Here is a 25,139-nt window from a genome sequence, read left to right as displayed (position 1 = left end):
TCATTCCGTTGGGGGGCCATGACTAAAGATTTTCCACTATGTCACCACTCATTAATCGTTATCTTTCGGCTCAGGCACCTCAGATTGCCGTTTTCGAAATGAGGTTCGTCACTAGTGAGACAGATTCATAGGGTCGATATATTCAGCTAACCCACACGTGTCAGCCGCTACTAGTAAGTCGCGTAACTCCCTCCCGCAACGACTAACACGGTGAATACCGATGTACAGTCGAAGATGTCGTTAACGGAACTCATCACCGGCGTCGAGGACCATCAGAAGACGCTGACTATCTTTAACGCCGGGCCGACAGCGGCCGAGGACCTTCGCGAGCGCTTCGCGGACCGTAACGTCCACGTTCAGACCGAGCAGACCGAGAGCGGACGACCGGGCGAGTTTATCACCCTCAGCGAGGACACAGAGGTGATCGCGGCCGCGAGCCTCAACTCGTTCACGGACGCGCTCAACGAAGGTCGGCAGTACATCACGCGTGACAACAGCCCGTACGTGTCGATTCTCGACCACCTTGATGAGACCATGTTCACCTCGTGGTCGATTCAACGGATGACCGCCGCATCGCGCGAAATAGAGGATCGCGCATGGCGAGTGGGACAGGGAACCCTGCACGCCGGCTTTCAGACACTCTCGACGCTTCAGGGCGAACTCGACCTCTATGAACGACTGGGTGAGACCGACGTGGATGTTCACGCCTATGCCGTCCCTGACGTCGAACCGCCCGAGTACAGTACGTTCTCGCTGCATCTGGAACGGTCAAACGAGATCGCCGACTCGTGGTTCGTCGTGTTCGATGGCGGGGGTGACCCGACCCAGAAATGCGCCCTGTTGGCCGAGGAGCGCGAACCGCGCGAGTTCTACGGCTTCTGGACCTACGACGAGTCGACGGTCGACTGGATCATCGACTATCTGGAGGAGACGTACGGCTATCTCGAACAGTGACAGCCGCGCGCAAACGGGCCAACGCGGCCACTGCCACGGCACGCCGTTGGCTGCCATCTCGTCTGTGACATGACGAACGTTGCTGCGTCCCGGGAGTTCCGTATCGAAGAGACCGGCGAACGCGTCAACGGTCTCGAACTGGAGTTACACCTGTTTTTCGGCGTGTGGGCAGTCGTTGAGCGGCACGATAACCGGTGGATCGTGGCAACTGAAAACGGCGAGCGCCGAACGCTCGTCGTTGTCTCGGACTGACCCAACGAACCGCGTCTCAGTCTGTCGCCCCGGCTACGTCCTCAAACACCCCGAGGTCGTGGCCGAGTAGGACTTCAGCCCCCGTGGCCCGCTGGCGGTCGCGGCACCGTTCGAGGCTCTCCTTCCACGCGCCGTTGTTCCACAGGAGGCTCGTCGCCATTGGTTGGCCCGCGTAGTTCGCCTCAACGTAGGCTTCGTCGCCGACGACGAGGAGCGGCTGGTCCGGGCGGTCGATGAATGCACCCATGAGCCCTGGGGTGTGGCCAGGGAGGTGAAGCAGTTCGATACCATCGGTGAGGTGATAGCTGTCGCCGTGAACGATCTCCCAGTTCAGGTCGCGGTCGAAATCGCTGGCGAGGTAAGCGATAGAACCGTCGTCCGTGTTGGCGCTGTAGTACGCGTATGGGAGTTCCTCGCGGTGGACGTAGATCGGCACGTCCGTTCCCGCGAAATTGCGCAGGCCGCCAGCGTGGTCCAGATGCAGGTGGCTCATCACGACGGCATCGATCTCGTCGATGCTGTAGCCCGCATCTTCGAGATCTGCCGGCAGGGCATGCTCGGCGGCATCGGTGTGTGCGAACGCCTCGTACAGCGGCGTCGGCCAGTACCCGTCGCCGGCCTCTGGGTGAGAGCCGGTGTCCCAGAGGACGGTTAGCTCGGGCGTCTCGATGATGAGGTTCCATACAACGTACGTTTCGTACTCGTGCTCCGGGTCACGGTGAGAGGCTGTCGCGACGCTGTGGCCGTCAACGACGAAGTTTCGGTCAGCCTGTACGCGGCCCCGGTCGATGAATGTCACTGTGAGGTCGTCCATACAGTGTCTACGGCCTGTCACAAAGTAAAGACGATGCCGTGCGCAGTGGGCTGGCTCGGTGCACCAACCGCATTTCGCTGTGGAATGGGGTTTCATGCCGTGTGGACATTGAGTGAGATTTATGCCAAAATATTCGTGACAGAGCGGGACCCACACACACCACCCTGCAAGTGTTCTTGGGGTTTGCAGGGGGTGGGGGCGGGGAGTGGCGGAACCACGTCACTATATTTAAATAGAGTGGAGATTGTTCTGTCTCGCCGAGACTGTGTGGTCGGTACTGTACCTGAATACATAGATTTAGCCGTTACAGACCCTTTTTGGTGCGGATTCTATAGACTGTGCTATTAAACAGCAACCAGATTATATTGCATATACCATAAGATATAAAAACAGTCTCTAGTTCCATATCTAGTCATTGACTAGAGAATGAAGAATCACAGGAATCAAGTGTGTTAAGTCAGGTATCGGTGTAGCAGGCCGCTCGTAACTGTTTTCGAGTGGGAGCGGAGAAACACTTGCAGGGTGGTGTGTGACTGTTCGGCGTGAAAACACTTGAAACACTTGAACGGTGGTCACTGGTTTTATATAGAGCCACTCAAAAGGTGGAATACGATGGTCGACGTGAACGAGAACCCGTTCGACGGGACTGATTCGATCTTCGAACGAAAACAACCACTGAAAAAAGACACGTTCACGCCGGATACAATCTTTCACCGCGACGAGGAAATCGAATTCTACATCAACGCACTTCAGGATGTCATTGTCGGCCACGACCCCAACAACGTCTTCGTCTATGGTCCAACAGGAGTCGGCAAAACTGCTGTTACAAAGTGGGTACGAGACAAACTCGAAGAGAAAGCCGAGGCTGAGGATATCCCGCTCACCGTTGTCGGTCCGATTAACTGCCGGAACTACCGGTCGGCGTATGCACTGGTAAATACGCTCGTCAACGAGTTCCGGGATCCCGAGAACCAGCTCCCGGAGAGCGGCTACAGCACTGACAGCGTCTTCGAGTTCCTCTACGAAGAGATAGAGGCTGTGGGCGGGAACGTGCTTATCATTCTGGACGAGATCGACAACATTCCTGCGGATGCACGGAACGACTTTCTCTACGAACTGCCGCGGGCCGAAGCGAACGAGAACACGCCGATCACCGATGCGAAGGTTGGACTTATCGGTATCTCAAACGACCTCAAGTTCGTCGACGTGCTGGAACCCAAGGTGAAATCGACGCTGGGGGAGCGAGAGATCAAGTTCGGCCCATATGACGCGACTGAACTTCGAGATATTCTTGGCTACTACGCCGACATCGCGTTCCGGGAGGACGTGCTCGGCGAAGATGTCGTCCCGCTGGCAGCAGCCTTCTCTGCACAGGAACGCGGTGACGTTCGGCAGGGACTCCGAATCCTCGAAAAGGCCGGGGAGTACGCGCGGATGGAGGGTGCAGAGGGTGTAACGGAGGCACATACACGGCGGGCGACGGACACCATCGAAACCGATGAACTGCTGGATTACTTCGAGCACGATCTGAGTTCACAACAAGCATTGACCTATCTCGCCACGACGCTTGCACTCATCGAGCCGAAACACGAGGCGTCGACAAAACGGATCTACAATCTCTATTCCTCTATCGCGGAGTCGAGCGGTCGCCGCGTGAAATCCGAGCGGAAGATATACGAGTTCCTTGACCAGCTCTCAATGCAGGGACTGGTCCGTTCTGCGGAACGCAACCTTGGCCGCAAGGGCGGACGCAAGTATATTTATGAAGTCACTGATGACCCGACCGACATCATCAACGCTGCACTCCAGTCCTCCTACAGCGATGCTGTGCCGAGTAACGTCAATGGGATTCTCGAACATTATCTGGAAGACGAGGCGACTGAGTTCGAGGCACCGGACACTACTGACGACGAGCAACAGAACCTCTGGCAGTTCACGTAGCCACCCCCCGTCGGCTCACACGGCAGAACACTTGCACGGTGGTGTGTGTGTGTTCAGCGGTGGTCTAACTATTGTGGCGTCCAGAACAGTTGCAGGGTGGTGTGTGTCCCCACAGTAGACAGTGAAAGGGGGTGCAAACAGGCGGTTATCTGGTATCTGTTCCCCGCTGCAGTGTGTAGAACACTTGCAGACCGGTGTGTCCGTCCGGTTCCACCACGACCCTACGTATTCCGTTTCGAAAACACTTGCAGGGTGGTGTGAACCCGATCCGACGGGAAAACCGCCCAAAACGGCCTTTTCGAACACTTGCAGGGTGGTGTCTCAGCATACTCTCACACATCTCAAGCAGTACGTGAAACACTTGCACGGTGGTGTGCAAGGGCGAATCGGAACTCGGAACAACGCTACAAAAACACTTGCAGCGTGGTGTTTTCGTAGATTCAGACGCTTGCACACCTTCCGTGCGAACACTTGCAGGGTGGTGTGTGAACACGTGTTCACCATTCTGGTCTGGCTGTACTCGAACTGGAAACACTCGCAGGGTGGTGATAGAACACTTGTATGGTGGTGTCGGGTCAACTGTCTGGTGATGTCAGAACACTTGTAGGGTGGTGTACCGACTCAGTATCACTCGCATGGACTTCGTACAGTAGCGTAATCCCTGTCTGGTTGGTATATCCGGGCTGTACAGGCTGTCCAGTCGTGAACAGCCGCTGGAGTGATAGCTGGCCAGCCACGCTCCTCTAAAGAACACTCGAAGGGTGGTGTTCCCGCGAAAAACACGCCGTTTGCGACGCAATCAATCGACAGTGACCGACGACTCTCTCCGTTACATCGGAGCCTGCTTGTAGATGAGGTTCCGCTGGATGTCGTTGGCCCCCTCGTAGATAACCGGAATCCGAACATCGCGATACACGCGGGAAATCCGGTTCTCCGTCAGCACGGACCGCCCACCGTGAAGTTGCATCCCCTTCTCCGCACAGTCCATTGCGGCTTCGGTCGCGTTGGTCTTTGCTAGTGCGGCCCAGTAGCCGGAGTTCTCCTGATTGGCGACGCGTTCGGCCGCGTGCCAGGTGAGGGTCCGGGCGGACTGGAGGCTGAGTTGCATATCGGCCAGCTTGTGCTGGACCGCCTGGAACTCGTCGACGGTCTTGCCGAAGGCTTCGCGGTCATGGACGAACTCCCAGGCTTCCTCGATGGCTGCGGCAGCCAGCCCGAGACCGTGTCCGCCGACGACGACGCGGCCGTGATTGAAGAACTCGGCGAGCATATAGAAGCCGGCCCCTTCGACGCCGACCAGATTCTCCTCCGGAATCCGGCAGTCGTCAAGCACGATGTGGGCCTGCTTGGACGCCCGGAAGCCCATCTTCTCGGGGATGTGCTCGGCGTGGTAGCCGTCGGCGTCCGTCGGGACGATAAACATCGAGTAGTTCCCGTAGCGGTCGTTCGGGTCGTCACCGGTCTTGGCGTACAGCGTCACCCAGTCCGCCTCGACACCGTTGCCGATCCAGTATTTTTCGCCGTTAATTACCCACTCGTCACCATCTTTCTCAGCGGCCGTCGTCATCCCAGCAAGGTCGCTCCCCGTTTCCGGTTCAGAGACGGCGAGACCGGTAAGCTGGTCGCCGGCAGCGACGGGCTTGAGGAACTCCTCTTTCTGCCAGTCCGCGCCGTGGTCCTCGACGATCTCTGCCCCGAAGCTGGCGAGCTGGATCGTCAGCGCGATTCCTGCGTCGGCTTTGTACAGCTCCTCTGCCATCGCAAGCATCTGCTGGAGGTCGTAGCCGCTCCCGCCCCACTCTTCGCCGATATCCTGTGCGACGAGCCCGGCCTCCGTCGCCGCTTCGAGCACGTCCCAGGGGTACTCCCCGGACGCGTAGTACTCACCCGCGACTGGCTCGATGTGCTCCGCGGCGAACTCCCGAGCCTCCTCCTTGACCTCGTGTGCGTGCTCCGGAACGAGTTTCTCGGATAGCAGGTCCATAGAGATTATCATGGTTTGTGTACTCATATACTCCGTGGAACTCTGCCAAACACCGTCGTAGTTGTTTCTGGGAAACTCCTGATAATCGGCCAGCACGCTTTTCCATGGCTGTAGCCTTCCTCTGACATGAATCGTCGAGACTACTTGCTCGCCGGAGCCACCCTTGGAACTGCCGGGCTTGCGGGGTGTTCGTTTCTGGCCGCAGCCGAGGCACCGCCACCGGACGTTCCGACAGCGCAACTGAACGACGGTGGCTGGACGCAAACGGCCCAGTCCTCGGAAACAGTATTCGACCGGAGCTACGGCCCGGTTTCGGTCGAGGCCGTCTCCAGTACGGTTCAGTACGTCGACGAACAGCTACAGGAGCGTGTCGCCGACCGTACTCTTGACCAGGTTCAGACTGCACTCTCCGTGTTTTTCGCCACCCGAGTGGATTTCAGCCCCAATCTGGACAATCTTCCGGCTGGCGTGGGGCGCGAGGAACTGCTGGCGGAAGTCAAAACAAACGCCCGCGACAGCTTCGAACAGCAGATGGAAGCGCAGGGGCTGACCGACATCGAGAAATCCGGCGAGGGGACAATCGATATCGACACCGGAGAGACAGCTGAGACGGTGGAACTGTCCGCCGTGTACCCATTCGAGGGGATTTCCTTCGACGTGACCGAGGACGAGGCCGTCGAGATACCAGCCAGCGACATCGACATCTCGGCGATGTTCGCCGTCTGGCACCACGGCGACTTCGTCGTCATTTCCGGGGGCGCGTACCCGGCACAGAACTTCGAGCAGGTCGTCGAAAACGACCTGAGTGACGGCATCACAGTCACCGTCGATGTCGACCTCGGACTCCAGCCCGAAACCTATCGGACAGAAGTCCGGAATCTCGTCACTGGCGTCCAGTAGCGCTACTGAGCGGCTGAAAACGCGCCAACTCTCCTATTCCGGCGCGGCGTCGTCGGGGACGCGACCCTCGACGAGCGATTCGTCGGCGTACTCGTCACGGAGCGACTTTTTGTCGAACTTTCCGGTTGCCGTCTTCGGAACCTCGTCGATGGTGACGAAGTTGTCCGGGACCCACCACTTGGGGTAGGACTCGAGGATGTACTCACGGAGTTCATCACCAAGCGTCTCCTCGTCGGCATCGGCCGTCGGAACGATCATCGCAAGTGGGCGTTCCTGCCAGCGCTCGTGCGGGACACCGATGACTGCCGCTTCGTTCACGTCGTCGTGGGCGATCAGTTCGTTTTCCAGTTCGAGCGAAGAGATCCACTCTCCGCCGCTCTTGATAACGTCTTTTGCTCGGTCGACGATCTTGATGTAGCCGTCCTCATCGACGGACACCACGTCACCAGTCTTCAGATAGCCGTCCTCGAACTCCTGCTCGTTCGCTTCCGGCCGCTTGAAGTACTCTGTCGTCACCCACGGCCCGCGGATGTGGAGTTCGCCGAAGTCCTCGCCGTTATGTGGGACCTCGTCGCCGTTGTCGTCGATGACACGGAACTCCAGCCCGGGTGTGATGAGTCCCTGCTTCGCCCGCTTGTCCAGTTGCGTCTGGTAGTCGGCGTCCTCCAGGTCGCTCCGCAGGGACGCCACGGCACCCACCGGGGCCGTCTCGGTCATTCCCCAGGCGTGGACGAGTTCCACGTCGCGGTCGTCGAAGAACCGGATCATCGCCTCCGGTGCGGCGCTTCCGCCGACGATGAGGCGCTCAAGGGATGAGAGGTCAACGTCGTTCTCTTTGATGTACTCCATCAGTCCCAGCCAGACGGTCGGGACGCCGGCGGTGACGGTGACGTCCTCTTCTTCGATGAGCTTCGCGAGGTCCGCAGGCTCCGGCTGTGGGCCGGGGTAGACGTGCTTGGCCCCGCCGGCAGTTGCCGAGAACGGGAGACCCCACGCGTTGACGTGGAACATCGGGACGACGGGCATCATCACGTCGTCGTCGTCGAGTGGAATTCCCTGTGGCGATTGAATCGCCATCGTGTGGCTCCACAGCATTTGCTGGGTGTACTCGACGCCTTTTGGTCGCCCGGTCGTGCCGGACGTGTAACAGAGGCCGGCAGCGCGGTCCTCCTCCAGCTCGGGCCAGTCGTACTCCGTCGGCTGGTCGGCGATGAACGACTCGTAGGCAACGGCATCAAGCTCTGTCTCCGGGACGGAGTCACTCATTACGATGAACTGCTCGACCGTTTCGAAGGACTCTGGGTCCGCTGTTGCAGCGCCTTCGAGTTTCGGCAGGAGCGATTCGTCGACGAAAATGAGTTCGTCCTGTGCGTCGCTGACGATATACTGGATGTGTTCGTCGGGCAGGAGCGGATTGATAGTGTGTAGCTGCGCACCGGTTCCGGGTACCCCGAAGTACGTCTCGAAGTGACGGCTGTGGTTCCAGCAGAACGTCCCGAGCCGTTCACCGTCGCCGTAGCCGGCTTCTTCGATCGCGTTCGCTAACTGTGCCGTCCGTTCGGCATATTCGGCGTAGTCGTGGCGGACGATGCCCTCGTGGGTACGAGAGACGACCTCTGTGTCCGGATACAGTGTTTCTGCACGCCACAAGAACGGTCGTAGAGTTTGCGGGCTGCCTCCTGGCATATCATGACGCAAGGGCCCACGGTACAAGAAACACTGCTAAATCTTTCATGAGGGACAAGGAGTTCATCCGCAGTTCCCGCCGCCAGAATAAGTTCGGACCGCTTACACTTCGATTTCCTGCATCAGGTCGACCAGCTCTTCGAGTTCCGGAAATGTGTACACCTTCACGTTGATGTCGGACTCCAGTGCGTGGACGCGGGAGTCGAACATCAGCGCCATCTCGTTGTCCCGGTCGCCGACGAGCTGGTCCACCATCCCGCTCCCCGGGCCGAACGTGAAGTTCGGCGTGGAGATGTCGATGGTGGTATCGAGAACGTTTGCCCAGCCGTCGATGAAGCCGCTGGTCATGATGTTGCCGATCTCCTGAATCGCCGAGCGTTCCATGTCGGTGAAGCCGTTCGCGTTGGGGTCCGTCTCACCCATATCGCCGATCATCCCGGTGGCGAGGTCCTTTGCACTGGCGGCGTTGAACAGGAACAGGATGTGCCCATGGGGCTTTTCCACCATTTCGATACTGATACCGATCTGCTTCTCGTCGCCGACGTGTGTTTTGATATCCGGGATATCGATGAAGTTGATCTTCGTGATCTCCATCTCCGTCTCCATCCCAGTCATCTGGCTAAGGTGGTTCGCAACGGTGTTACCGCCTTCCTTAGCCATCTGATTGAACAACCCGAGCTTCCGAATATCTATCATCAGACTCATTCGTTAGGACCAGCGTTGCCGCTGAGTTGTGTGCCCTCATACATAAGCTATGCACCCGCATTTTCGTCGGCGAGAATCGGAGCGTGTTGCTGCCGCTTGCTCACTCCACCCGGACGCTCACAGCGACGCCCTCACCGAGCGGTAGCAGCCCGGTCTCGAACGCCGGGTCGCTGCCGACGCGTTTGAGATACGCGGCGATACCGCGACTCGTTTCGTTGGCGTCGATGTCCTCGCCAGCCAGCAACGCCCGTACATCTGCAAATTCCAGCGGCCCGGCCTCGATCATGTTGTCAGCGACCACGGCCCCACCGACCGGCACCTTTGCCCGGACAGCCTCGAAGGCCTCTGCATAGCGGTGTTTCTCGTTATCAATAAGCACCACGTCGAACGGGCCGTCGTAGTTCTCGACGATTTCGATTGCGTCACCGTGCTCGAAGGCGGCCAGGTCGGCGAACCCGCCGCGGTCGAGGAACTCGCGGGCATCCTCGAGTTCGTCGGCGTCGATCTCCGTCAGGACAATCTGTCCATCGTCGGACACAGCGGGTGCCATCCAGTACGCCGAGTAGCCGAAGCCGGAGCCGAACTCGAAGACACGGTCGGCGTCAACCATCCGGGCGACGAGGCGGAGCCACCCGCCGACTGCGGGACCGACCGTCGGGAATCCCTCTCGGTCGGCTCTGGCGTCCATCTCATCGATAATTGCATCGCTGGCTGGCGCCAGTGTGCGAGCGAACTGCTCTGTCACTTCCGGGAGCGGGGTTTCGTCCATGTCAGGCTATGCCGGTAGCGGCAACATAAACGAGTGGGTCCGGACCGGAACTAGCCGAGTTCGAGGCGTTCGACGTACTGAATCACGGACTCCAGCGCGGGATTGGCGTAGTACTCAACAGTATTGTCCGCTGTCTCGTATGAGAGAATCCCCAGATCGTCCAGCCGCGGAAGGTGATTGTGTGCCAGCGACACGCCCACTTCATCGCGTGATTTTGGCGTCGTTCTGGCTGGAATAGCCTTTTCGCGTTCGTAGACGCGGTCGACGAGGTCGTCCAGTGGGACCTCGGTTTCAGACCGGTCTTTCAGGTGATACAGGAGACTGCGCCGCCGCGGAGCGGAGATCAGTTCCAGTACCTGGTCAAACGAGTAGGGTATCGGAATCGTTTCGGGCTCCTCCGGGTCGCCCTTCTTGACGCCGCCGGGTGGGGTGACGGTGTCTCGAAACGTCGGCGTCTCTTCTGCGTCTTGCGACGCCGTGACGGTCCAGCCGTGGTCCGGGAGATACTCGTACACGACATCATACAGTGGCCGAAACATCTCGACTGTCTCCTCCGTATGGGCCTCGGGGTCCATGTGGTGATGGCCCGAGACGTCCATCTCGGCACATTGTCGGTTCAACGCAGTCACCAGCGCGATGACGCGGTCACGCTCCCAGGACTCAAGCAACCCAGTAAGCGAATGCAGGCACAGAAGCAGCGGTGTATCTTCCTGCTCCAACCGACCGAGATGGCGAGAGACGGTCGCGCTGATGTCTATCGGCGCCACTGTTGCGGGAAGGGTATCAAGCGTCAATGAAGGAAACGCACCAGACGCTGCTGCCTGTGAGGTAGCCGGTAACTCGCTGCCGGCGTCGACGATGATCGCCTCTTCGGGCATCTCGTCGTCGAGGTGCTGCTGCCACAGCGAGAGGCGCGAATCGGGGGATTCGGACACTGTGACACAGATCGCCTTCGACTTACTGACCTCCTGCTCAGCCAGAAACCCGGCACACCCCTCTCGTTCGGCGTCGCTTGCATTGCGTGCCAACACCAATACGGACGCAGCCTCTTTCAGAGGCTGGTCAACTGTCCCACTCCCGGAGTTCATTGCGTACTGTATCGTATCTGGAACCATAAAGCCATCAACAAATAAGCGTTCCCTTGACATACGGTAACTTTTGATTAGCGCCACTCGAATACGAGACAGTGCTCGTCTCGGCTCTCTCTATACAACTAGCCTCTAGTGCCTATTCTATACCGTCTCAAGTCCGAGGATTTTTGCGGTACGATGCCGTATCACTGTCTATGCCAGTCATGTCGAGTAGCGACTTTTCTATTCATATCGAGGAGTGTGATGAGTTTGATGATGGGATGCCGATAAGTTCACTTCCGGACGAAGTCACGTCCATCGACGACCTCGACTGCGAGTGCTGGAGCGGGTTCGAATCTCTGGACGAAATCTAACAGCAGGTATCGACGCCCGGGTTTCCAGAACTGGCTTCAGTTGACTGGTCGTCGAGCATCTCGTTGACGACCGTCTTCACCTCGGTGCTGAGTTTCTTATACTGTATGTCTACTGACACCTAACCACTACCTAAGGTGCCCGTAGATACGATTGAAGTTATAACTAGTGCGTCTACTGGGTCACCATCTCAGCACGGGCAACGCATTTGTCTCGGTTGTCTTGCCCACGCCGGGCCATCCCGATTAAACGTCCCAGTACGCGGGTTCGTTACCGGGCTTCCACTTTATCGAGCACCCTCTGGATGGTTTCTCGACCGCCGTAATCTGGTCGCCATCCAGCAACGTTTCGACGTGTGTAGCCATCTCCCGCTTGCTCGGTTCGTCGTCCGGGTTCGGCGCGTCGTCAAGGCGGCCGTGGTACGCCAGTTTGAACGCCCCATTGTCGTTCCGGAACAAGAACGGGTCAGGGGTACAGCGGGCACCGTACGCGGCTGCGACATTTTGTGACTCGTCGAATAGATACGCGTCGTACTGTATCTCTCCGCGCTCGACGAGTTCCTGCATCCGCTCGAACGAGTCGTCGGGGTACTCCTCGGGGTCGTTGGCATTAATCCCGACGACAGCGAGGTCGTCGTATTCTGTCGCGAGGCGATTTAGCTCGTCTATCTTCGCTTTCGCGTATGGACAGTGGTTGCACGTAAATACAATTAGTAGTGCGTCCTTGTCCGTGAAATCCGACAGTGAGTACGTCGCCCCGTCGGCCCCCGGCAGTTCGAACGTCGGTGCTTCGTCCCCACGTCCGAGCACGTCGGACTCCGAATCGAGTGAAACCATCGCCTTCCACTACGGCTGTCGCCGTCAAAAGTCCACGGACGCTAGGCTGCCTTCTGTGACAGCCGTTTTTCGATCAACTATCCACGTCGCTGGATGTCGCTGCCGCAGTATCGAAGGCCTTCGCTGCCTCGAACGCTGCGCTCCCGTCATCGACCGAGAACAACGTCTCTTCGCCCTCCGCTTCGTGCTTTTCCAGCAGCCCGACCGTCACTAGCTCTTCAAGCGTCCCGTCAAGGTATAGCGTCTTCAGCGGCACGCCAGCTTCCTCACTCAGGGCCGTTTTCGTGTACGTCTCGTCCACGTCCAGGCGGAGTATCGTGTCAATAACTGTTGCCGCCTTGTCGTGATTCGCGACATGTGCCCATCCAGTGTCAGAATCAGCCCGCTGGCCACCCTCTTCGAACATTAAGCGATATATAACCAGCAGAGATATTAAAACCGTCTGGTGCATTCCCGACCGAATGATGTGACGCTCTCTCACTATTGAGCAAGGCTTTTGTCCGCGTCACTCTGCTGGCACTGTATGAGCAGTCGCCGCGAGATACTCGACCTGCTACGGGAGAACGCTCGCTACACGACCGAGGACATCGCTCGGTTGACCGATTACTCCGAGAGCGAGGTAGCCGAGATTATCGACGAATTCGAGGAGGCAGGCATCATTCGCGGCTATCAGGCAGTCGTCGACTGGAACGCGGTCGAGAACGACGAGGAGCGCGTCCGCGCTACCGTCGAACTCAACGTCACGCTGGACCGTGAGACCAGCTACGACGACATCTCCGACCGGATCGCGAAGTTCCCGGAAGTGACTTCGCTACGCCTCGTCAGCGGCGACTACGACTTCGATCTGGAGGTCGAGGGCGATTCGATGCGCGAAGTGTCGCATTTCATCAGCGACAAAATCGCGCCGATCCCCGAAATCACGCAGACGGTAACCCACTACATCATGGAGTCGTACAAGGAGCAGGGGATGGAGTTCGACGACCACGACGACGACGACCGCCTGTCCGTCTCACCATGACATTCGAAGCAGCGGACAGAGTCGACAGCGTGCCGCCATCAGGCATCCGTCGGTTCTTCGAACTGGCCGAGGAGATGGACGACATCATCTCGCTCGGGGTCGGCGAACCGGACTTCTCGGCCCCGTGGTCGGCCCGTGAAGCCGCTATTGCGTCGCTCGAACGCGGCCAGACCTCCTACACCGCCAACCGCGGGAAACGGGAGCTCCGGGAGCGCATCGCGGACTACGAAGCGGCGACGCACAACCTGCAGTACGACCCCGATGAGGAAATCCTCGTCACGGCGGGTGCGAGCGAGGGCCTGGATCTCGCTTTTCGGGCACTGCTAAACCCCGGCGATTCGATCGCTATCGCCCAGCCGTGCTACGTCTCGTACGTCCCCGGTGCGACGTTCGCTGGTATCGACGTTATCGACGTTCCGACGCGCGCGGAAGATGAGTTCAAACTCACCCAAGAGGTGCTGGAATCGTCCGGTGCGGCGGAGGCCGACGCACTCGTATATTGCTTCCCGAACAATCCGACCGGAGCGACGATGACGGCCGAGGAGATGGCGGATGTTGCGGCCTTTTGCCGCGAAAACGACCTCCTCGTGTTCGCCGACGAGATCTACGCCGATCTCACGTACGAACACGACCATACGTCTATTGCTACCCTCCCCGGGATGCGTGAGCGGACCGTCGTGTTCAACGGCTTCTCGAAGGCCTTTGCGATGACGGGGTTCAGACTGGGATACGCGATGGCACCGCCGGAGGCTGTCGAGGCGATGAACCGAATCCATCAGTACTCGATGCTTTCGGCCCCGACGACGGCTCAGCACGCCGCTATCGAGGCGCTCGACAACTGCCGCGACGAGGTCACGGACATGGCCGCTCAGTACGACCGCCGGCGGAAGTACGTCCTCACGCGCTTCGAAGAGATGGGGCTGGACTGCTTCCCGGCGGCCGGAGCGTTCTACGCGTTCCCGGAATGTCCCTGGGACGATGCCGGTGAGTTCGCCGAGAGTCTCCTTCAGGAAAAGCGGGTCGCGGTTGTCCCCGGAACCGCGTTCGGGGAGGGCGGGTCGGGCCATCTCCGAGTGTCATACGCGACGGGTCTCGATGATCTCAAGGAAGCAATGGCCCGGATTGAGTCATTCCTTAATTGACAACTAGGATCGGCGAAACATTCAGTATGGTCCACTTACTACCGTAAGGAGACCGTGATACGAACAACCGGAACTTCTTTTTCATCGACATTTGGTGGGGATAAACTTTTTTCCTGCCTAACGGGAGATAAATAACAATGGCTATCGATGATACTGGGGGAGGTGAGTCAGAACAGGTCAACAGTGGGGGGAATCTGACTGACGAGCCTGTACGGGTCGGCGAATACACGTGGGATGATCTCCGGCGAGAGGTACACGATGGGGGGCGGTTCGACCGGAGCGTGTACCTCGGCTTCGAGCCGAGAGAACTCAGTCAGCGACTCGAAGACGCGGCGAGTGCCGGGAAAACACTGCAAGCGCCGTTCGAAGAGTATCTCGACCCAACTACGACACCAGTCGCGAAAGACATCTACACGTGGGAGCATTTCAAACAGGAGTACTATTACGAGGACGGCAGTCTCCCCCGTGACAGTGACGGCGAAGTTATTCCGTTTGATGCAAGTGAGTATCTGCACTTCGACTCTGAACACACGGAAAACAAACTGTCCGCCGCTGAAGACATCGCCAGTGAACTGCACGAGTACGTCGATGAAAACACCGTTGACGTGAACCCGGAGCTGGACGAAGACGAGTTCTTCTCGACACGGGACGGCCACACGACCGTCGTCAACCGCTACGACCTCGAAAAAGCTGTTCCCCAGTCGAAGAAATCACATTTCAACGAACTGGAACGGTACTGGGTCAACAAACCCTACGCCTGCGTTATCATCTTCCACTCACGGAAAGAGAACGAGAAGAAGTACTACGTCATTGAGCCGTATCTCACCGATATTGAGATCGACCTTCGAGAGTTCCTCTCGGGCAAACTCAAGACCGCGATCAAGTACTCTGAGGACGACGTGATCGTTCAGGGGACTGATGCTGACCGGGCACAGGTCATCCAGCGGGAGGCCGAACAGCTCCTCTCGCGGTATGACCTCTACGACGGCTCAGTCTCCAGCCGTGGTGAAGAGAGCGTTCTTGGACAGGTCAAGGAACTGTTCGGGCTGGATGAGGAAACACAAAGTGAAACGACGGGACAACTCTCCGGCATTTCGACACGTCCCGAACCGGCTATTCTTGAAGACGACGAACCGAAGCTAAACGAGTATCAGGTCGAGAAGCTGCTGTATATGCTCAAGCGGGACTTCGTCGGCTATGCCCGCATCGACGGCGTCAAACACGATATCAACGTGGAAGATATCTCCTGTGACGGGTACAACTCCCGGGTGTTCGTCTATCACACTGACTACGAGCAGATCATCTCGAACGTCGAACACGGCAAAGGGGAACTCGACGACTTCGTCGTGAAGCTCGCACAGCGGTCCGGGAAGGGTATCTCGAAGCGCCAGCCACAGGTCGATGCGACGCTCCCGGACGGGTCGCGTGCCCAGCTGACACTGGGTAGGGAAGTGTCCGACCACGGGACGAACTACACTATCCGGCAGTTCAAGGACGTCCCCTTTACCCCTATCGACCTCATCAACTGGAACACGTTTTCGCTGGACGAGATGGCGTTCCTCTGGCTCTGTATCGAGAACAACAAGAGCCTCATCTTCGCCGGCGGTACTGCCTCGGGGAAGACGACAAGCCTGAACGCCGTCTCGCTGTTCATCCCATCGAACTCCAAGATCGTCTCCATCGAGGACACGCGTGAGGTCGAACTGCCACAGCGAAACTGGGTGGCAAGCGTTACGCGCCCTTCCTTTGGTGAAGACGACAAGGGTGACGTCGACGAGTTCGACCTGCTGGAAGCCGCACTCCGTCAGCGTCCGGACTACATTGTCATGGGTGAGATCCGCGGTGAAGAAGGTCGGACGCTGTTCCAGGTCATGTCGACCGGGCACACCACCTACACCACGTTCCACGCCGACTCGGTCGGTGAGGTCATCAAGCGGTTCACCACCGAACCGATCAACGTCTCGAAGACGCTGTTTACCGCGCTTGATCTGGTGTCGATTCAGACCCAGACGCGGGTCGACGGCAACAAGGTTCGCCGAAACAAGTCCCTGACCGAAATTAACGAGTACTCCGCGGAGAACGATGAGATCAACGTCCGGGACGTGTACGAGTGGCGCGCCGAGACGGATGAGTACATCCAGATGGGGAACTCGAACACGCTTGAAGAGATCAAGTTCGACCGTGGGTGGACCCAAGAAAAACTCGACGAAGAGCTGTTTAAGCGCAAAGTCGTCCTCGCATATCTCATCGAGAAGGGGCTCAACACCTACACGCAGGTTGCGGCGACCATCCAGGCGTTTATTAATGACCCCGACACCATCCTCACGCTCATCGCCAACGACCAGCTCGAACTGTCACTCGAAGACCTCCGGGAGATGGAATCGGTCAAAATCGATATCGACCCGGAGAAAGAGGAGATGGTACCCCGACCGGACGCGCCGCCGGAAATGGTCGAGGAGACAAAGCAGGTGCTCGACAACGCCCAGCCGCTGTTCAACACGTACAAGAGCCGCGAGACGCCGGACATTGTCTCAGCGTTGATGGACGATTCCGAGGAGAGCGCTGACGAAGACAGCATCGACTTCGGTCAGTTCGTTCCGAAGGCCGGTGCGGAGGCAGATAGCGAATGAGCCTCGACACACCGGGTCAGCAACAGGTCGGCAGCGGCGGTGCGCTCGGCGACACGTTCTACCCGGCGTACCAGATGGTGTTCGACGACGAGGGCGACTTCGTCAGCAGTGTCGAGAACAAACTCGCGGAGGCCCGGATGGCCGACAACGTAGAGATGTTCCTCGCACGCGCACTCGCGGTCGGTGTCATCGCGGGTCTAGCGCTGTGGCTCGTCGGCACGTTCCTCGGGTATCTGCTGGTCCAGTTGTTGTTTGCCAGTGGAGAAGCGCCGACGCTCATCGGGATTCCAGTATCTGAGAGCGTCTCAGAGATTCTCGCCGTGCTGAAACTCCCCTTCCTCGTCATCGTGACCGGCTTCGTCTTCGGTGCCATCGGGTTCGGTATCGGCTTCGGGTCGCTGGTCTCGATTCCGTATTTCCGTTCGAGCGCGCGTGAGCGCGAAATCAACGTCTTGTTGTCCGACTCAATTTCGTTCATGTATGCGCTGTCCGTGGGTGGGCTCAACCAACTCGAAATCCTGCAGTCGATGGGGAAAGCCGAAGACACGTACGGTGAAGTCGCAAAAGAGTTCCAGTCCATCGTACTGGAGACGGAGTATTTCGATACCGACTACCGAACCGCCGTCCGGAACCAGGCGCTTCAGACGCCCTCAGACGAACTGTCGCAGTTCCTGACGGATATGCTTTCTATCATCAATTCCGGCGGTGACATGACCTCTTTCCTCGAAGACCAGAAGGAAAAGCACATGCGAACCGCCCGGCAGGAACAGGAGAAGATGCTGGAGACGCTGGAGCTGTTCGGCGAGATGTACATGACGCTCTCGCTGTTTCCACTGCTTCTCATTATCATTCTGGTCATCATGTCGATGATGGGGAACGCACAGCAGTCGCTTATTTATGGGACTGTGTACGGGTTGATTCCCCTGACCGGCCTGGGCTTTCTCGTCCTCGTTTCGACTGTCACGCAGGACTCAATCGGGGACGGCTATCTGCGCTCGAGCCCCGGCGAGAAGGAACTCGTCGTCGATGAGGGCGTCGGCGTGTTCAACCTCGGGCTCATCGAGAGCTACACGGGGACCTACAGCGTCTTCGACCGGATCAAGAGTCGGGAGGGAACTCACGAACTTCTCGCCATCCTCACACGGCCTGACCTGTTCTTCCGTGACCATCCCCTGTTGGTGCTGTGGCTGACGGTTCCACTGTCAATTCTCGCTGTTGTCGCGGCTATCGTCATCGGCTGGGCCCCGTTATCGCTAGACGGGATGATCGCTGTCCCGGTTCGTTCGACGTTCTTCTGGGTGTACGTCCCGATGTACCTCAACTTCATCCCGCTGATGATCTTCTACGAGTGGAACCAGCGCTCGCGGAAGGCAATCATCGGGAAACTCTCGGAAAACCTCCGGAAGCTTGCATCGGCCAACGACACCGGGATGACGTTGCTAGAGTCGGTCAAGGTGGTCTCCGAGACGTCTTCCGGAAAGCTTTCCGACGAGTTCGAGACCATCCACGCAAAGGTCAACTACGGAACGAGCCTGAAAGACGCGCTTCGAGAATTCAACAACAAGTACAACGTCCCACGACTGGCGCGGACGGTCAAGCTCATCGCGGAGGCACAGGAAGCCTCCAGCCAGATTCAGGACGTGCTCTCGACGGCCGCGCAGGCCTCGGAGAATCAGGACGACATCGAACGGGAGCGCAAATCCCGGACGCGGATGCAGACGGTCATCATCCTGATGACCTACCTGACGCTGCTCGGCGTGATGGCGTTGCTAAAGACACAGTTCCTTGATGTGATGTCGGGGCTGGCGACGCAGGCCTCCGGGTCAAGCAGTTCGAGCGCGCCCGGTGGCGGCTTCGGCGGCAGCGTCGACACGGAACTGCTGTCGATGCTGTTCTTCCACGCAGTGACGCTGCAGGCGTTGCTGTCGTCGTTTATCGCCGGCTACATTCGGGAAGTGAAGCTCGTCGCAGGCGTCAAGTTTGCAGTCGTCCTGTCGACGATTGCACTGGTGGTGTGGATCGCCGTGGGTTAGCGCCTCACTCGCGGTTCGACAGCGGACGTATCAGATAATAAATAGGGTGTGTGGGATATGGATTCAAGAGCACAAACACCGCAGGACTTCGCCGTGGGGGTGAGTGTCCTGCTCGTGACGATAATCGGGGTATTGGCCTTCGTACAGGGTAGTGCGGTCGGTGTGTACGAATCCCCAGACGTACAGCGTAACCAACCAATTGCGGACAGGGCGGCAACGTACCTCGTCGAAAACCACTCGGTTGAGGGGACGCGGAACCTCATTCGATACAACGCGAGCGGTGGGATCAACGAGTCCCTCAACATGGACAGTTCCGAACTCGATAGCCTCAAGACCAACGCTGGACTCGATGTCGCGACGGAACGTCGCGTGAACCCGCGGGTGAACGTAACGGTGGTCAACGCGTCATCGCTTGAAGTAGGAACACGAGACCCAGCAGTTGATGACCACGGCCAGCGGCTCGCCTGGGGGCCCGATGTCGCCAACAGAGACAACGTCGCGTCGACGTCCCGTGTGGTGAAACTGACCAACGCAACCGGCCAGTGCGACCCGGTCTGCTGGCTCATTGTGAGGGTGTGGTAACGATGCGCGGCCAAGCCTACACGCTGGAAGGCGTTCTCGCGGCTATCGTCGTTGTGACCGCGACCGTCTACGGCCTGTCGGCAGTCGACACCGGGCCGTTCCAGACCGGCGCCCAGCAACGAACCGCGGCACTGGAAACCCGCGCAAGCGACACGCTATCACTGGCGGCAGAAACCGGAGCGCTGCACAACGCGACGGCGTGTTACAGCGTCGGCACACCGACACTCAACGGTAACCAGACGGGCAGCTCAACCGAGTTCGAGCGGATGTTGAACCGTACTTTCGACCGTCAGGGAGAACAGTACAATCTCTACTTCAGTTACTCGGATTCAGGCGTGCGCCAGACAGTTCTTGCCTCGCAGGAATCAGATGACAACGTCGCTGAGCGGCCGGCTGATGCAGCTGTCGCAACCGAAACGGTGACCCTGACCGACAATATGCCCGCCCGAATCGGCGACTGCAGCGGCACCGGCCCGTCCCTCTCAGTTGTCGACGGGTATTTCGCTCCCGACGCAGAGCCAGACTCTGTCGTCTACAACGTCGTGGAGGTGCGTCTGGTCGTATGGTAGCCAACGAGCGCGGACAACTGCTGTTGATCGGTGGCGTCGCCATCGCTATCGTCGTGTTCAGTACGATACTATTTGCCCACAGTCTCGCCGTCACTGACGGCATCACGACCACCGGGAGTGCAGATACTATTGAGCGGTCGGCTGACCGCGAAGCCTCCATCGAACGCGATCTTGGACGGCTCGCGGCCCAAACGCGGGGCGATGACCTCGACGGATTCGAGGGGCGATACGAGAACGCACTCCAGAACTACACGCGGACACACAACCGGGTCGTCGCAAGCAGCGGTGGCACCTATCTCAACGCGACGCTGAACGAGTCCGCATCGTCTGGAAAGGAAGCCAACCTGACGAGGTCATCCAATAATAAGTTCCAGAGTCCATCTGGTCCCTCTAAAAATGATTGGACAGTCGTCGAGAATGTTACTCGCATCGCTGTGTTCAATATCACCGCAGACAAGGTCTTTGGCGGCCCCGCGTTCACTGTCATTGTTGGAAACAGCGATGGAGAGTTAACGTTGACAATCGATTCGACTGGTAGTGGCAACAGTGTCATAGTCAACGGAACAACCCAGTGCAGCGGTCCCGGCACTGTTCGCGTTGATCTCGTGGCTGGTTCGTGTACTGCTGTAGGCGGCATCAACAGTTCATTTGATAGCTATCACAACCTCAAACCGCCATATTCTGTTGAAATAAAGAACGGAAATAAGGCTAAAGGGAAATCCCAGTTTGCGGCAGTTGGAAACTTTACAAGCAATGTCTCTGCGTCTAGCTATACTATCGTCCCTGCTGTAGACACGACATACGACACACCATCTGCGAGCTACAACCGAACAGTCCTTGTGGAGGTGGACGACGGATGAGCCTCGACCGTCTCCTGTCCGACAGCCGTGGCGTCTCACCTGCAGTCACGCAGGCGCTCACTATCGGTATCACGTCGCTGCTGGTGACTGGTCTCCTCATCGGCGGGAGCCAGATGGTCGATTCACAGCGTGAGCGAGTGACCGAAGAAGCCCTAGAGAACGTCGGCGATGGTATCGCGCGCGACCTGGTTCGTCTGGATGCGTTCAACACTGAGAGCCTCAATTCGACGGTGTCGTTTCGTGCGACGTATCCGGAGCGGATCGCTGACCAGTCGTACAATGTCGAGGTCTCTCCAGATACTTCGCGCACACGCGTGTACGTGAATGCATCAGGACTGAATCGGTACGCTGTCGTCCGATTCGAAAATGAAACTAATGTCTGCCCATCTGTCGTTTCCAGCGGGCCACTAGCCGTCTCGTACAATGCGACGGCCGACTGCATGGAGGTGACACGCGGATGACATCACCACTGTCAATCCCAGACAGTCACGACCGTGGCGTGTCCGATCTGCTTGCGTTTACGCTTACGTTCAGTATCATCATCACTGGCATTGCGCTGGTGACGCTCGGTGGGCTCGGTGCGTTCGACGCTATCCAACAGGGGGCAACAACTGATGTCGCCGAAACGTCGATGATCGGGTTCGCGGAGACTACAGATGACCACATCCAGGGCGATGCCCCACGACGGACCACGAGTATGAAACTCCAGGGCCACGGGCTCTCCATCCGGTCGTCAACGCTGAACGTAACTGTTGGCGGACGGTCAACGAATATCTCGACCGGAGCGTTCATCCGGGAGACTGACTCCGAGACGGATATCGTCTACACCAGCGGTGCAGTGTATCGGGTCCAGCAGGAGGGACTGGTCGTCTCACGGAAACCCAGTTTCCGGTGTACCCCTGATAGCAGCAGTGCATACCTCTCCGTCCTTTCGCTTGACGGACAGACGGACTTCTCCTCGTCGAGTCGCGTCACAATCGAGACTGCTGTCCAGAATAAGACGCTCGTTTCGCCCCAGGCTGGCAAGCCACCGTCCGCGACAACCGTCTTGATCAACGTCTCGGAGACTGCGTACCCGGATGCGTGGCACCGTCTATTTGAGCAGGAACTACCAAACTGGTCGGGCCACTCGGAACCACACACGTACCAGTGTACAGGCATCAGCCGCGCTGTCGTCCACAACACAACGGTTGATATCCGTACCGTTACCTAACGGCCTCTGTACGCGGTGCACAGATCTGTCGCTATGGGATTTCAGTCCTGAGCGGTGGGAAAGCCGTTATGCAGCAGTCATCAGCGCCGCGATGAATGACCACTCCGTCCCGCTATTTGCTTCTTCTTGTTTCGCCATAGCCGCAGTCTTGTCTCGTGGGTGCTTCCAGTTCATTACGACTATAGGTACGTGCTCAGCAGTCATGAAGTGTTCGATAACTAATATATTGTCGTGGTTTTTCATGATTGAGAGCGCTTCGCAGGTCAGTAGCCCACTCAATTCCGTTAACCAGTATTGAGTGATAATTGACACGACAAAGTTTCCGCCGTTACATTTAATATTAGGGCCTGAAAGAAGAATATTACTATCTGTAACCGAAAGCACAAGAGGTAAACGGTACTGCGCCGGTAGACAACTCTATTTTTGCAACTGAGATTGGTGAGTGTTGCATCCGAATGAGCATTACGTGTGGGTCATTGGCAAGGTAGTACTATTACCCTTCACTCCATAAGATTGGATACTAATGAAGAAGCAAGAACTCATTCACCTTCACAGTCTTCTCGCACAGGTACAACACCACTACGAGCACGAGGCGGACACAAGCGTTGAGCACGATCTCTACGCTGACCTTGGTGTCAAACCGACATCAATCCACAAATCGAAGACAGACCACAAAGAAGGGGTCTTTGCGCTCGCGTCCGGACTGACGGATGCGATGGCCGAGGAAGCCGACGAGCCACAGGCCCTGACTGCCGACTGAATCAACGCACTGTCGCCAGTCCGTTCTTATCGTTTCACTGCTTCCGATAGCTATTGGTCAGCTCTTGCCGTGGTACGGCCGTTGTGTCGGATCCATGGTACACGCTATCCCGCCTCTCAAACGACTTATACGGGAGGCGACCGTATTTATGCTGTGAGCGACGATTCAGGGCGGCGGAATCTCCGCATGCCTACAAACGACGAGATGTTTGCAGTGGTAACAGAGCACCTTGGCGGGAACCACGTCCGCATTCGCTGTGAGGACGGCGAAACCCGACTCGGCCGGATTCCAGGTCGGATGAAGTTCCGGACCTGGATTAACGAGGATGACATCGTTCTCGCCGAACCGTGGGACTGGCAAGACGAGAAGGCCAACATCGAATGGCGCTACAAGGGGCAAGACGCCGACCAGCTCCGTTCGGAAGGCCACATTGACTCGCTGACCGCCTAATTTTACCACTGTACCCGCGTCCTGGTTCACAACGACCTGAGATAGTTCTCTATCACAACCCCGGCGGGCCCCTGTTCTGACTGCTGCCTTCCTGCGTCACCCGACGCCTGTTTCGTCATAGTGTCTGGTATACTACGACTGTCTACCGTCAGGTCTGTACCCCTTCCAATTGATATATAATGGCTTTCTGACCTCCGGTCATTGAACCCCATGTCAGGATTCAAGAACAAATACACATTGGATGATAGACAGACTGGCGCTGTCTTGCGATTATGCGTGTCACGCCATCACGTTACGTATGCGTCGTGTGTGTCCTATACAGGGCGGGTGTGAGACGATTCATTTATATGTTCCCCCGTCTTCTGAATTAATGCGAAGGTCGCACCGGGCGGCGAGCCCGGGTCGACACGCTCGGTCGGCCACCTGGGTCGGCTTGAGCTACGAGAGGATCTCGCCTTCCCCTCTGGGGCCTGCGAGATCCACCCTATGAGGATTCCACCCCTGCGGTCCGCCGTTAAGATGGAATCTGATGTGAGCCCACGGACCCATGCAGTAGTCAACACTGGTGTAGGAACCAGTGTGTTAGCTTCCGACGGAGTGCAACCACTTCCGCCGCTGATGTATATCAGCACATTCCGGTTGATCCTGCCGGAGGCCATTGCTATCGGAGTCCGATTTAGCCATGCTAGTTGCACGAGTTTAGACTCGTAGCATATAGCTCAGTAACACGTGGCCAAACTACCCTACAGACCGCAATAACCTCGGGAAACTGAGGCCAATAGCGGATATAACTCTCATGCTGGAGTGCAGAGAGTTAGAAACGTTCCGGCGCTGTAGGATGTGGCTGCGGCCGATTAGGTAGATGGTGGGGTAACGGCCCACCATGCCGATAATCGGTACAGGTTGTGAGAGCAAGAGCCTGGAGACGGTATCTGAGACAAGATACCGGGCCCTACGGGGCGCAGCAGGCGCGAAACCTTTACACTGCACGACAGTGCGATAGGGGGACTCCGAGTGTGAGGGCATATAGCCCTCGCTTTTCTGTACCGTAAGGTGGTTCAGGAACAAGGACTGGGCAAGACCGGTGCCAGCCGCCGCGGTAATACCGGCAGTCCAAGTGATGGCCGATATTATTGGGCCTAAAGCGTCCGTAGCTTGCTGTGTAAGTCCATTGGGAAATCGACCAGCTCAACTGGTCGGCGTCCGGTGGAAACTACACAGCTTGGGGCCGAGAGACTCAACGGGTACGTCCGGGGTAGGAGTGAAATCCTGTAATCCTGGACGGACCACCAATGGGGAAACCACGTTGAGAGACCGGACCCGACAGTGAGGGACGAAAGCCAGGGTCTCGAACCGGATTAGATACCCGGGTAGTCCTGGCTGTAAACAATGCTCGCTAGGTATGTCACGCGCCATGAGCACGTGATGTGCCGTAGTGAAGACGATAAGCGAGCCGCCTGGGAAGTACGTCCGCAAGGATGAAACTTAAAGGAATTGGCGGGGGAGCACCACAACCGGAGGAGCCTGCGGTTTAATTGGACTCAACGCCGGACATCTCACCGGTCCCGACAGTAGTAATGACAGTCAGGTTGACGACTT

Annotated in this window: 24 protein-coding genes and 1 rRNA gene; 17 read left to right on the top strand and 8 right to left on the bottom strand. The window is 57.8% G+C overall.

The genetic code is table 11. The annotated features are described in order from the left end of the window. Window positions 1-234: 234 nt before the first annotated feature. Both G9C82_RS16205 and G9C82_RS16200 read left to right on the top strand, forming a co-directional pair. Entirely contained in the window at window positions 235-954 is a 720-nt protein-coding gene (locus G9C82_RS16205; protein WP_004956670.1) for a DICT sensory domain-containing protein, read from the top strand. A gap of 69 nt (window positions 955-1,023) precedes the next feature. Next, window positions 1,024-1,206, top strand: a complete 183-nt coding sequence (locus tag G9C82_RS16200; protein WP_007188902.1) for a hypothetical protein — start codon at window positions 1,024-1,026, stop codon at window positions 1,204-1,206. 16 nt (window positions 1,207-1,222) lie between these two features. On the opposite strand, the gene G9C82_RS16195 is transcribed toward G9C82_RS16200, so the two are convergent. Continuing rightward, window positions 1,223-2,020 (bottom strand): N-acyl homoserine lactonase family protein, encoded by a 798-nt coding sequence (locus G9C82_RS16195; protein ID WP_007188901.1) that lies wholly within the window; start codon window positions 2,018-2,020, stop codon window positions 1,223-1,225. A 612-nt stretch (window positions 2,021-2,632) separates the two neighbouring features. On the opposite strand from G9C82_RS16195, the gene G9C82_RS16190 reads away from it, so the two are divergent. After that, a complete protein-coding gene (locus G9C82_RS16190) occupies window positions 2,633-3,961 on the top strand; it encodes a Cdc6/Cdc18 family protein (RefSeq protein ID WP_004956661.1) in 1,329 nt (442 codons plus the stop codon). 829 nt (window positions 3,962-4,790) lie between these two features. Here G9C82_RS16190 and G9C82_RS16185 read toward each other — a convergent pair. Further along, window positions 4,791-5,945, bottom strand: coding sequence for an acyl-CoA dehydrogenase family protein (locus tag G9C82_RS16185; protein WP_004956660.1), 1,155 nt, complete (start codon window positions 5,943-5,945; stop codon window positions 4,791-4,793). 126 nt (window positions 5,946-6,071) lie between these two features. Here G9C82_RS16185 and G9C82_RS16180 point away from each other — a divergent pair, with 126 nt between their 5' ends. Next, entirely contained in the window at window positions 6,072-6,845 is a 774-nt protein-coding gene (locus tag G9C82_RS16180) for a DUF6517 family protein (protein WP_004956656.1), read from the top strand. A 33-nt stretch (window positions 6,846-6,878) separates the two neighbouring features. On the opposite strand, the gene G9C82_RS16175 is transcribed toward G9C82_RS16180, so the two are convergent. From G9C82_RS16175 to G9C82_RS16160, 4 genes are all read right to left on the bottom strand, one after another. Then, window positions 6,879-8,531, bottom strand: coding sequence for a long-chain fatty acid--CoA ligase (locus G9C82_RS16175; protein ID WP_004956654.1), 1,653 nt, complete (start codon window positions 8,529-8,531; stop codon window positions 6,879-6,881). A gap of 102 nt (window positions 8,532-8,633) precedes the next feature. Beyond that, complete coding sequence (locus tag G9C82_RS16170; protein ID WP_011223526.1) at window positions 8,634-9,236, bottom strand: chemotaxis protein CheC; 603 nt, start codon at window positions 9,234-9,236, stop codon at window positions 8,634-8,636. A 100-nt stretch (window positions 9,237-9,336) separates the two neighbouring features. Next, window positions 9,337-10,005 (bottom strand): O-methyltransferase, encoded by a 669-nt coding sequence (locus G9C82_RS16165; protein ID WP_007188899.1) that lies wholly within the window; start codon window positions 10,003-10,005, stop codon window positions 9,337-9,339. A gap of 50 nt (window positions 10,006-10,055) precedes the next feature. Then, window positions 10,056-11,093 carry a hypothetical protein gene (locus tag G9C82_RS16160; RefSeq protein ID WP_127014678.1) on the bottom strand — a complete coding sequence of 346 codons (1,038 nt, stop codon included), beginning with the start codon at window positions 11,091-11,093 and terminating at the stop codon, window positions 10,056-10,058. 197 nt (window positions 11,094-11,290) lie between these two features. Between G9C82_RS16160 and G9C82_RS16155 the strand changes: the two genes are divergently transcribed. After that, window positions 11,291-11,449, top strand: a complete 159-nt coding sequence (locus G9C82_RS16155; protein ID WP_004956641.1) for a hypothetical protein — start codon at window positions 11,291-11,293, stop codon at window positions 11,447-11,449. 243 nt (window positions 11,450-11,692) lie between these two features. Here the strand turns inward: G9C82_RS16155 and G9C82_RS16150 are convergent, their stop codons facing one another. Then, window positions 11,693-12,283, bottom strand: coding sequence for a thioredoxin family protein (locus G9C82_RS16150; protein ID WP_127014677.1), 591 nt, complete (start codon window positions 12,281-12,283; stop codon window positions 11,693-11,695). A gap of 73 nt (window positions 12,284-12,356) precedes the next feature. Then, window positions 12,357-12,689: a hypothetical protein gene (locus G9C82_RS16145; protein WP_007188896.1), complete on the bottom strand. Its 333-nt coding sequence runs from the start codon at window positions 12,687-12,689 to the stop codon at window positions 12,357-12,359. 117 nt (window positions 12,690-12,806) lie between these two features. Here G9C82_RS16145 and G9C82_RS16140 point away from each other — a divergent pair, with 117 nt between their 5' ends. The 12 genes from G9C82_RS16140 to G9C82_RS16085 all read left to right on the top strand — a co-directional run. Beyond that, on the top strand, window positions 12,807-13,301 hold the full coding sequence (locus G9C82_RS16140) for an Lrp/AsnC family transcriptional regulator (RefSeq protein WP_004956629.1): 495 nt from the start codon (window positions 12,807-12,809) through the stop codon (window positions 13,299-13,301). Continuing rightward, window positions 13,298-14,443 (top strand): pyridoxal phosphate-dependent aminotransferase, encoded by a 1,146-nt coding sequence (locus G9C82_RS16135; protein WP_007188895.1) that lies wholly within the window; start codon window positions 13,298-13,300, stop codon window positions 14,441-14,443. Before G9C82_RS16140 ends, G9C82_RS16135 begins: the two co-directional genes overlap by 4 nt. 137 nt (window positions 14,444-14,580) lie before the next feature. Beyond that, window positions 14,581-17,073 carry a type II/IV secretion system ATPase subunit gene (locus G9C82_RS16130; RefSeq protein ID WP_007188894.1) on the top strand — a complete coding sequence of 831 codons (2,493 nt, stop codon included), beginning with the start codon at window positions 14,581-14,583 and terminating at the stop codon, window positions 17,071-17,073. Then, window positions 17,070-19,106, top strand: a complete 2,037-nt coding sequence (locus G9C82_RS16125) for a type II secretion system F family protein (protein ID WP_011223521.1) — start codon at window positions 17,070-17,072, stop codon at window positions 19,104-19,106. The genes G9C82_RS16130 and G9C82_RS16125 overlap by 4 nt, the downstream gene beginning before the upstream one ends. A gap of 57 nt (window positions 19,107-19,163) precedes the next feature. Continuing rightward, a complete protein-coding gene (locus G9C82_RS16120; protein ID WP_127014676.1) occupies window positions 19,164-19,688 on the top strand; it encodes a hypothetical protein in 525 nt (174 codons plus the stop codon). A gap of 2 nt (window positions 19,689-19,690) precedes the next feature. Next, on the top strand, window positions 19,691-20,257 hold the full coding sequence (locus G9C82_RS16115) for a hypothetical protein (RefSeq protein ID WP_127014675.1): 567 nt from the start codon (window positions 19,691-19,693) through the stop codon (window positions 20,255-20,257). Then, a complete protein-coding gene (locus G9C82_RS16110; protein WP_127014674.1) occupies window positions 20,251-21,117 on the top strand; it encodes a hypothetical protein in 867 nt (288 codons plus the stop codon). The genes G9C82_RS16115 and G9C82_RS16110 overlap by 7 nt, the downstream gene beginning before the upstream one ends. Further along, complete coding sequence (locus tag G9C82_RS16105; RefSeq protein ID WP_127014673.1) at window positions 21,114-21,578, top strand: hypothetical protein; 465 nt, start codon at window positions 21,114-21,116, stop codon at window positions 21,576-21,578. Before G9C82_RS16110 ends, G9C82_RS16105 begins: the two co-directional genes overlap by 4 nt. Further along, window positions 21,575-22,330: a hypothetical protein gene (locus tag G9C82_RS16100; RefSeq protein ID WP_127014672.1), complete on the top strand. Its 756-nt coding sequence runs from the start codon at window positions 21,575-21,577 to the stop codon at window positions 22,328-22,330. The genes G9C82_RS16105 and G9C82_RS16100 overlap by 4 nt, the downstream gene beginning before the upstream one ends. A 523-nt stretch (window positions 22,331-22,853) precedes the next feature. Further along, window positions 22,854-23,090 (top strand): UPF0058 family protein, encoded by a 237-nt coding sequence (locus G9C82_RS16095; protein ID WP_004956601.1) that lies wholly within the window; start codon window positions 22,854-22,856, stop codon window positions 23,088-23,090. A 153-nt stretch (window positions 23,091-23,243) separates the two neighbouring features. Then, a complete protein-coding gene (locus G9C82_RS16090) occupies window positions 23,244-23,540 on the top strand; it encodes a translation initiation factor eIF-1A (RefSeq protein ID WP_049909223.1) in 297 nt (98 codons plus the stop codon). 632 nt (window positions 23,541-24,172) lie between these two features. After that, window positions 24,173-25,139 (top strand): 16S ribosomal RNA (locus tag G9C82_RS16085); the annotation flags it as partial.

The sequence above is a fragment of the Haloarcula sp. R1-2 genome, from assembly GCF_011627385.1.
GTDB classification, from domain to species: domain Archaea; phylum Halobacteriota; class Halobacteria; order Halobacteriales; family Haloarculaceae; genus Haloarcula; species Haloarcula marismortui.
Note: the sequence above shows the minus strand (reverse complement) of the source record. Positions and strands in the feature narration are given on the sequence as shown.

Bases quoted from the DNA above. Each gene is read 5' to 3' on its own strand.
- G9C82_RS16170 (WP_011223526.1), bottom strand. From the start codon at position 9,236: ATGAGTCTGATGATAGATATTCGGAAGCTCGGGTTGTTCAATCAGATG.
- G9C82_RS16125 (WP_011223521.1), top strand. From the start codon at position 17,070: ATGAGCCTCGACACACCGGGTCAGCAACAGGTCGGCAGCGGCGGTGCG.
- G9C82_RS16145 (WP_007188896.1), bottom strand. From the start codon at position 12,689: ATGTTCGAAGAGGGTGGCCAGCGGGCTGATTCTGACACTGGATGGGCA.
- G9C82_RS16135 (WP_007188895.1), top strand. From the start codon at position 13,298: ATGACATTCGAAGCAGCGGACAGAGTCGACAGCGTGCCGCCATCAGGC.
- G9C82_RS16150 (WP_127014677.1), bottom strand. From the start codon at position 12,283: ATGGTTTCACTCGATTCGGAGTCCGACGTGCTCGGACGTGGGGACGAA.
- G9C82_RS16140 (WP_004956629.1), top strand. From the start codon at position 12,807: ATGAGCAGTCGCCGCGAGATACTCGACCTGCTACGGGAGAACGCTCGC.
- G9C82_RS16160 (WP_127014678.1), bottom strand. From the start codon at position 11,093: ATGAACTCCGGGAGTGGGACAGTTGACCAGCCTCTGAAAGAGGCTGCG.
- G9C82_RS16100 (WP_127014672.1), top strand. From the start codon at position 21,575: ATGACATCACCACTGTCAATCCCAGACAGTCACGACCGTGGCGTGTCC.
- G9C82_RS16205 (WP_004956670.1), top strand. From the start codon at position 235: ATGTCGTTAACGGAACTCATCACCGGCGTCGAGGACCATCAGAAGACG.
- G9C82_RS16190 (WP_004956661.1), top strand. From the start codon at position 2,633: ATGGTCGACGTGAACGAGAACCCGTTCGACGGGACTGATTCGATCTTC.
- G9C82_RS16175 (WP_004956654.1), bottom strand. From the start codon at position 8,531: ATGCCAGGAGGCAGCCCGCAAACTCTACGACCGTTCTTGTGGCGTGCA.
- G9C82_RS16155 (WP_004956641.1), top strand. From the start codon at position 11,291: ATGCCAGTCATGTCGAGTAGCGACTTTTCTATTCATATCGAGGAGTGT.
- G9C82_RS16095 (WP_004956601.1), top strand. From the start codon at position 22,854: ATGAAGAAGCAAGAACTCATTCACCTTCACAGTCTTCTCGCACAGGTA.
- G9C82_RS16185 (WP_004956660.1), bottom strand. From the start codon at position 5,945: ATGGACCTGCTATCCGAGAAACTCGTTCCGGAGCACGCACACGAGGTC.
- G9C82_RS16195 (WP_007188901.1), bottom strand. From the start codon at position 2,020: ATGGACGACCTCACAGTGACATTCATCGACCGGGGCCGCGTACAGGCT.
- G9C82_RS16130 (WP_007188894.1), top strand. From the start codon at position 14,581: ATGGCTATCGATGATACTGGGGGAGGTGAGTCAGAACAGGTCAACAGT.
- G9C82_RS16115 (WP_127014675.1), top strand. From the start codon at position 19,691: ATGCGCGGCCAAGCCTACACGCTGGAAGGCGTTCTCGCGGCTATCGTC.
- G9C82_RS16165 (WP_007188899.1), bottom strand. From the start codon at position 10,005: ATGGACGAAACCCCGCTCCCGGAAGTGACAGAGCAGTTCGCTCGCACA.
- G9C82_RS16180 (WP_004956656.1), top strand. From the start codon at position 6,072: ATGAATCGTCGAGACTACTTGCTCGCCGGAGCCACCCTTGGAACTGCC.
- G9C82_RS16110 (WP_127014674.1), top strand. From the start codon at position 20,251: ATGGTAGCCAACGAGCGCGGACAACTGCTGTTGATCGGTGGCGTCGCC.
- G9C82_RS16120 (WP_127014676.1), top strand. From the start codon at position 19,164: ATGGATTCAAGAGCACAAACACCGCAGGACTTCGCCGTGGGGGTGAGT.
- G9C82_RS16200 (WP_007188902.1), top strand. From the start codon at position 1,024: ATGACGAACGTTGCTGCGTCCCGGGAGTTCCGTATCGAAGAGACCGGC.
- G9C82_RS16105 (WP_127014673.1), top strand. From the start codon at position 21,114: ATGAGCCTCGACCGTCTCCTGTCCGACAGCCGTGGCGTCTCACCTGCA.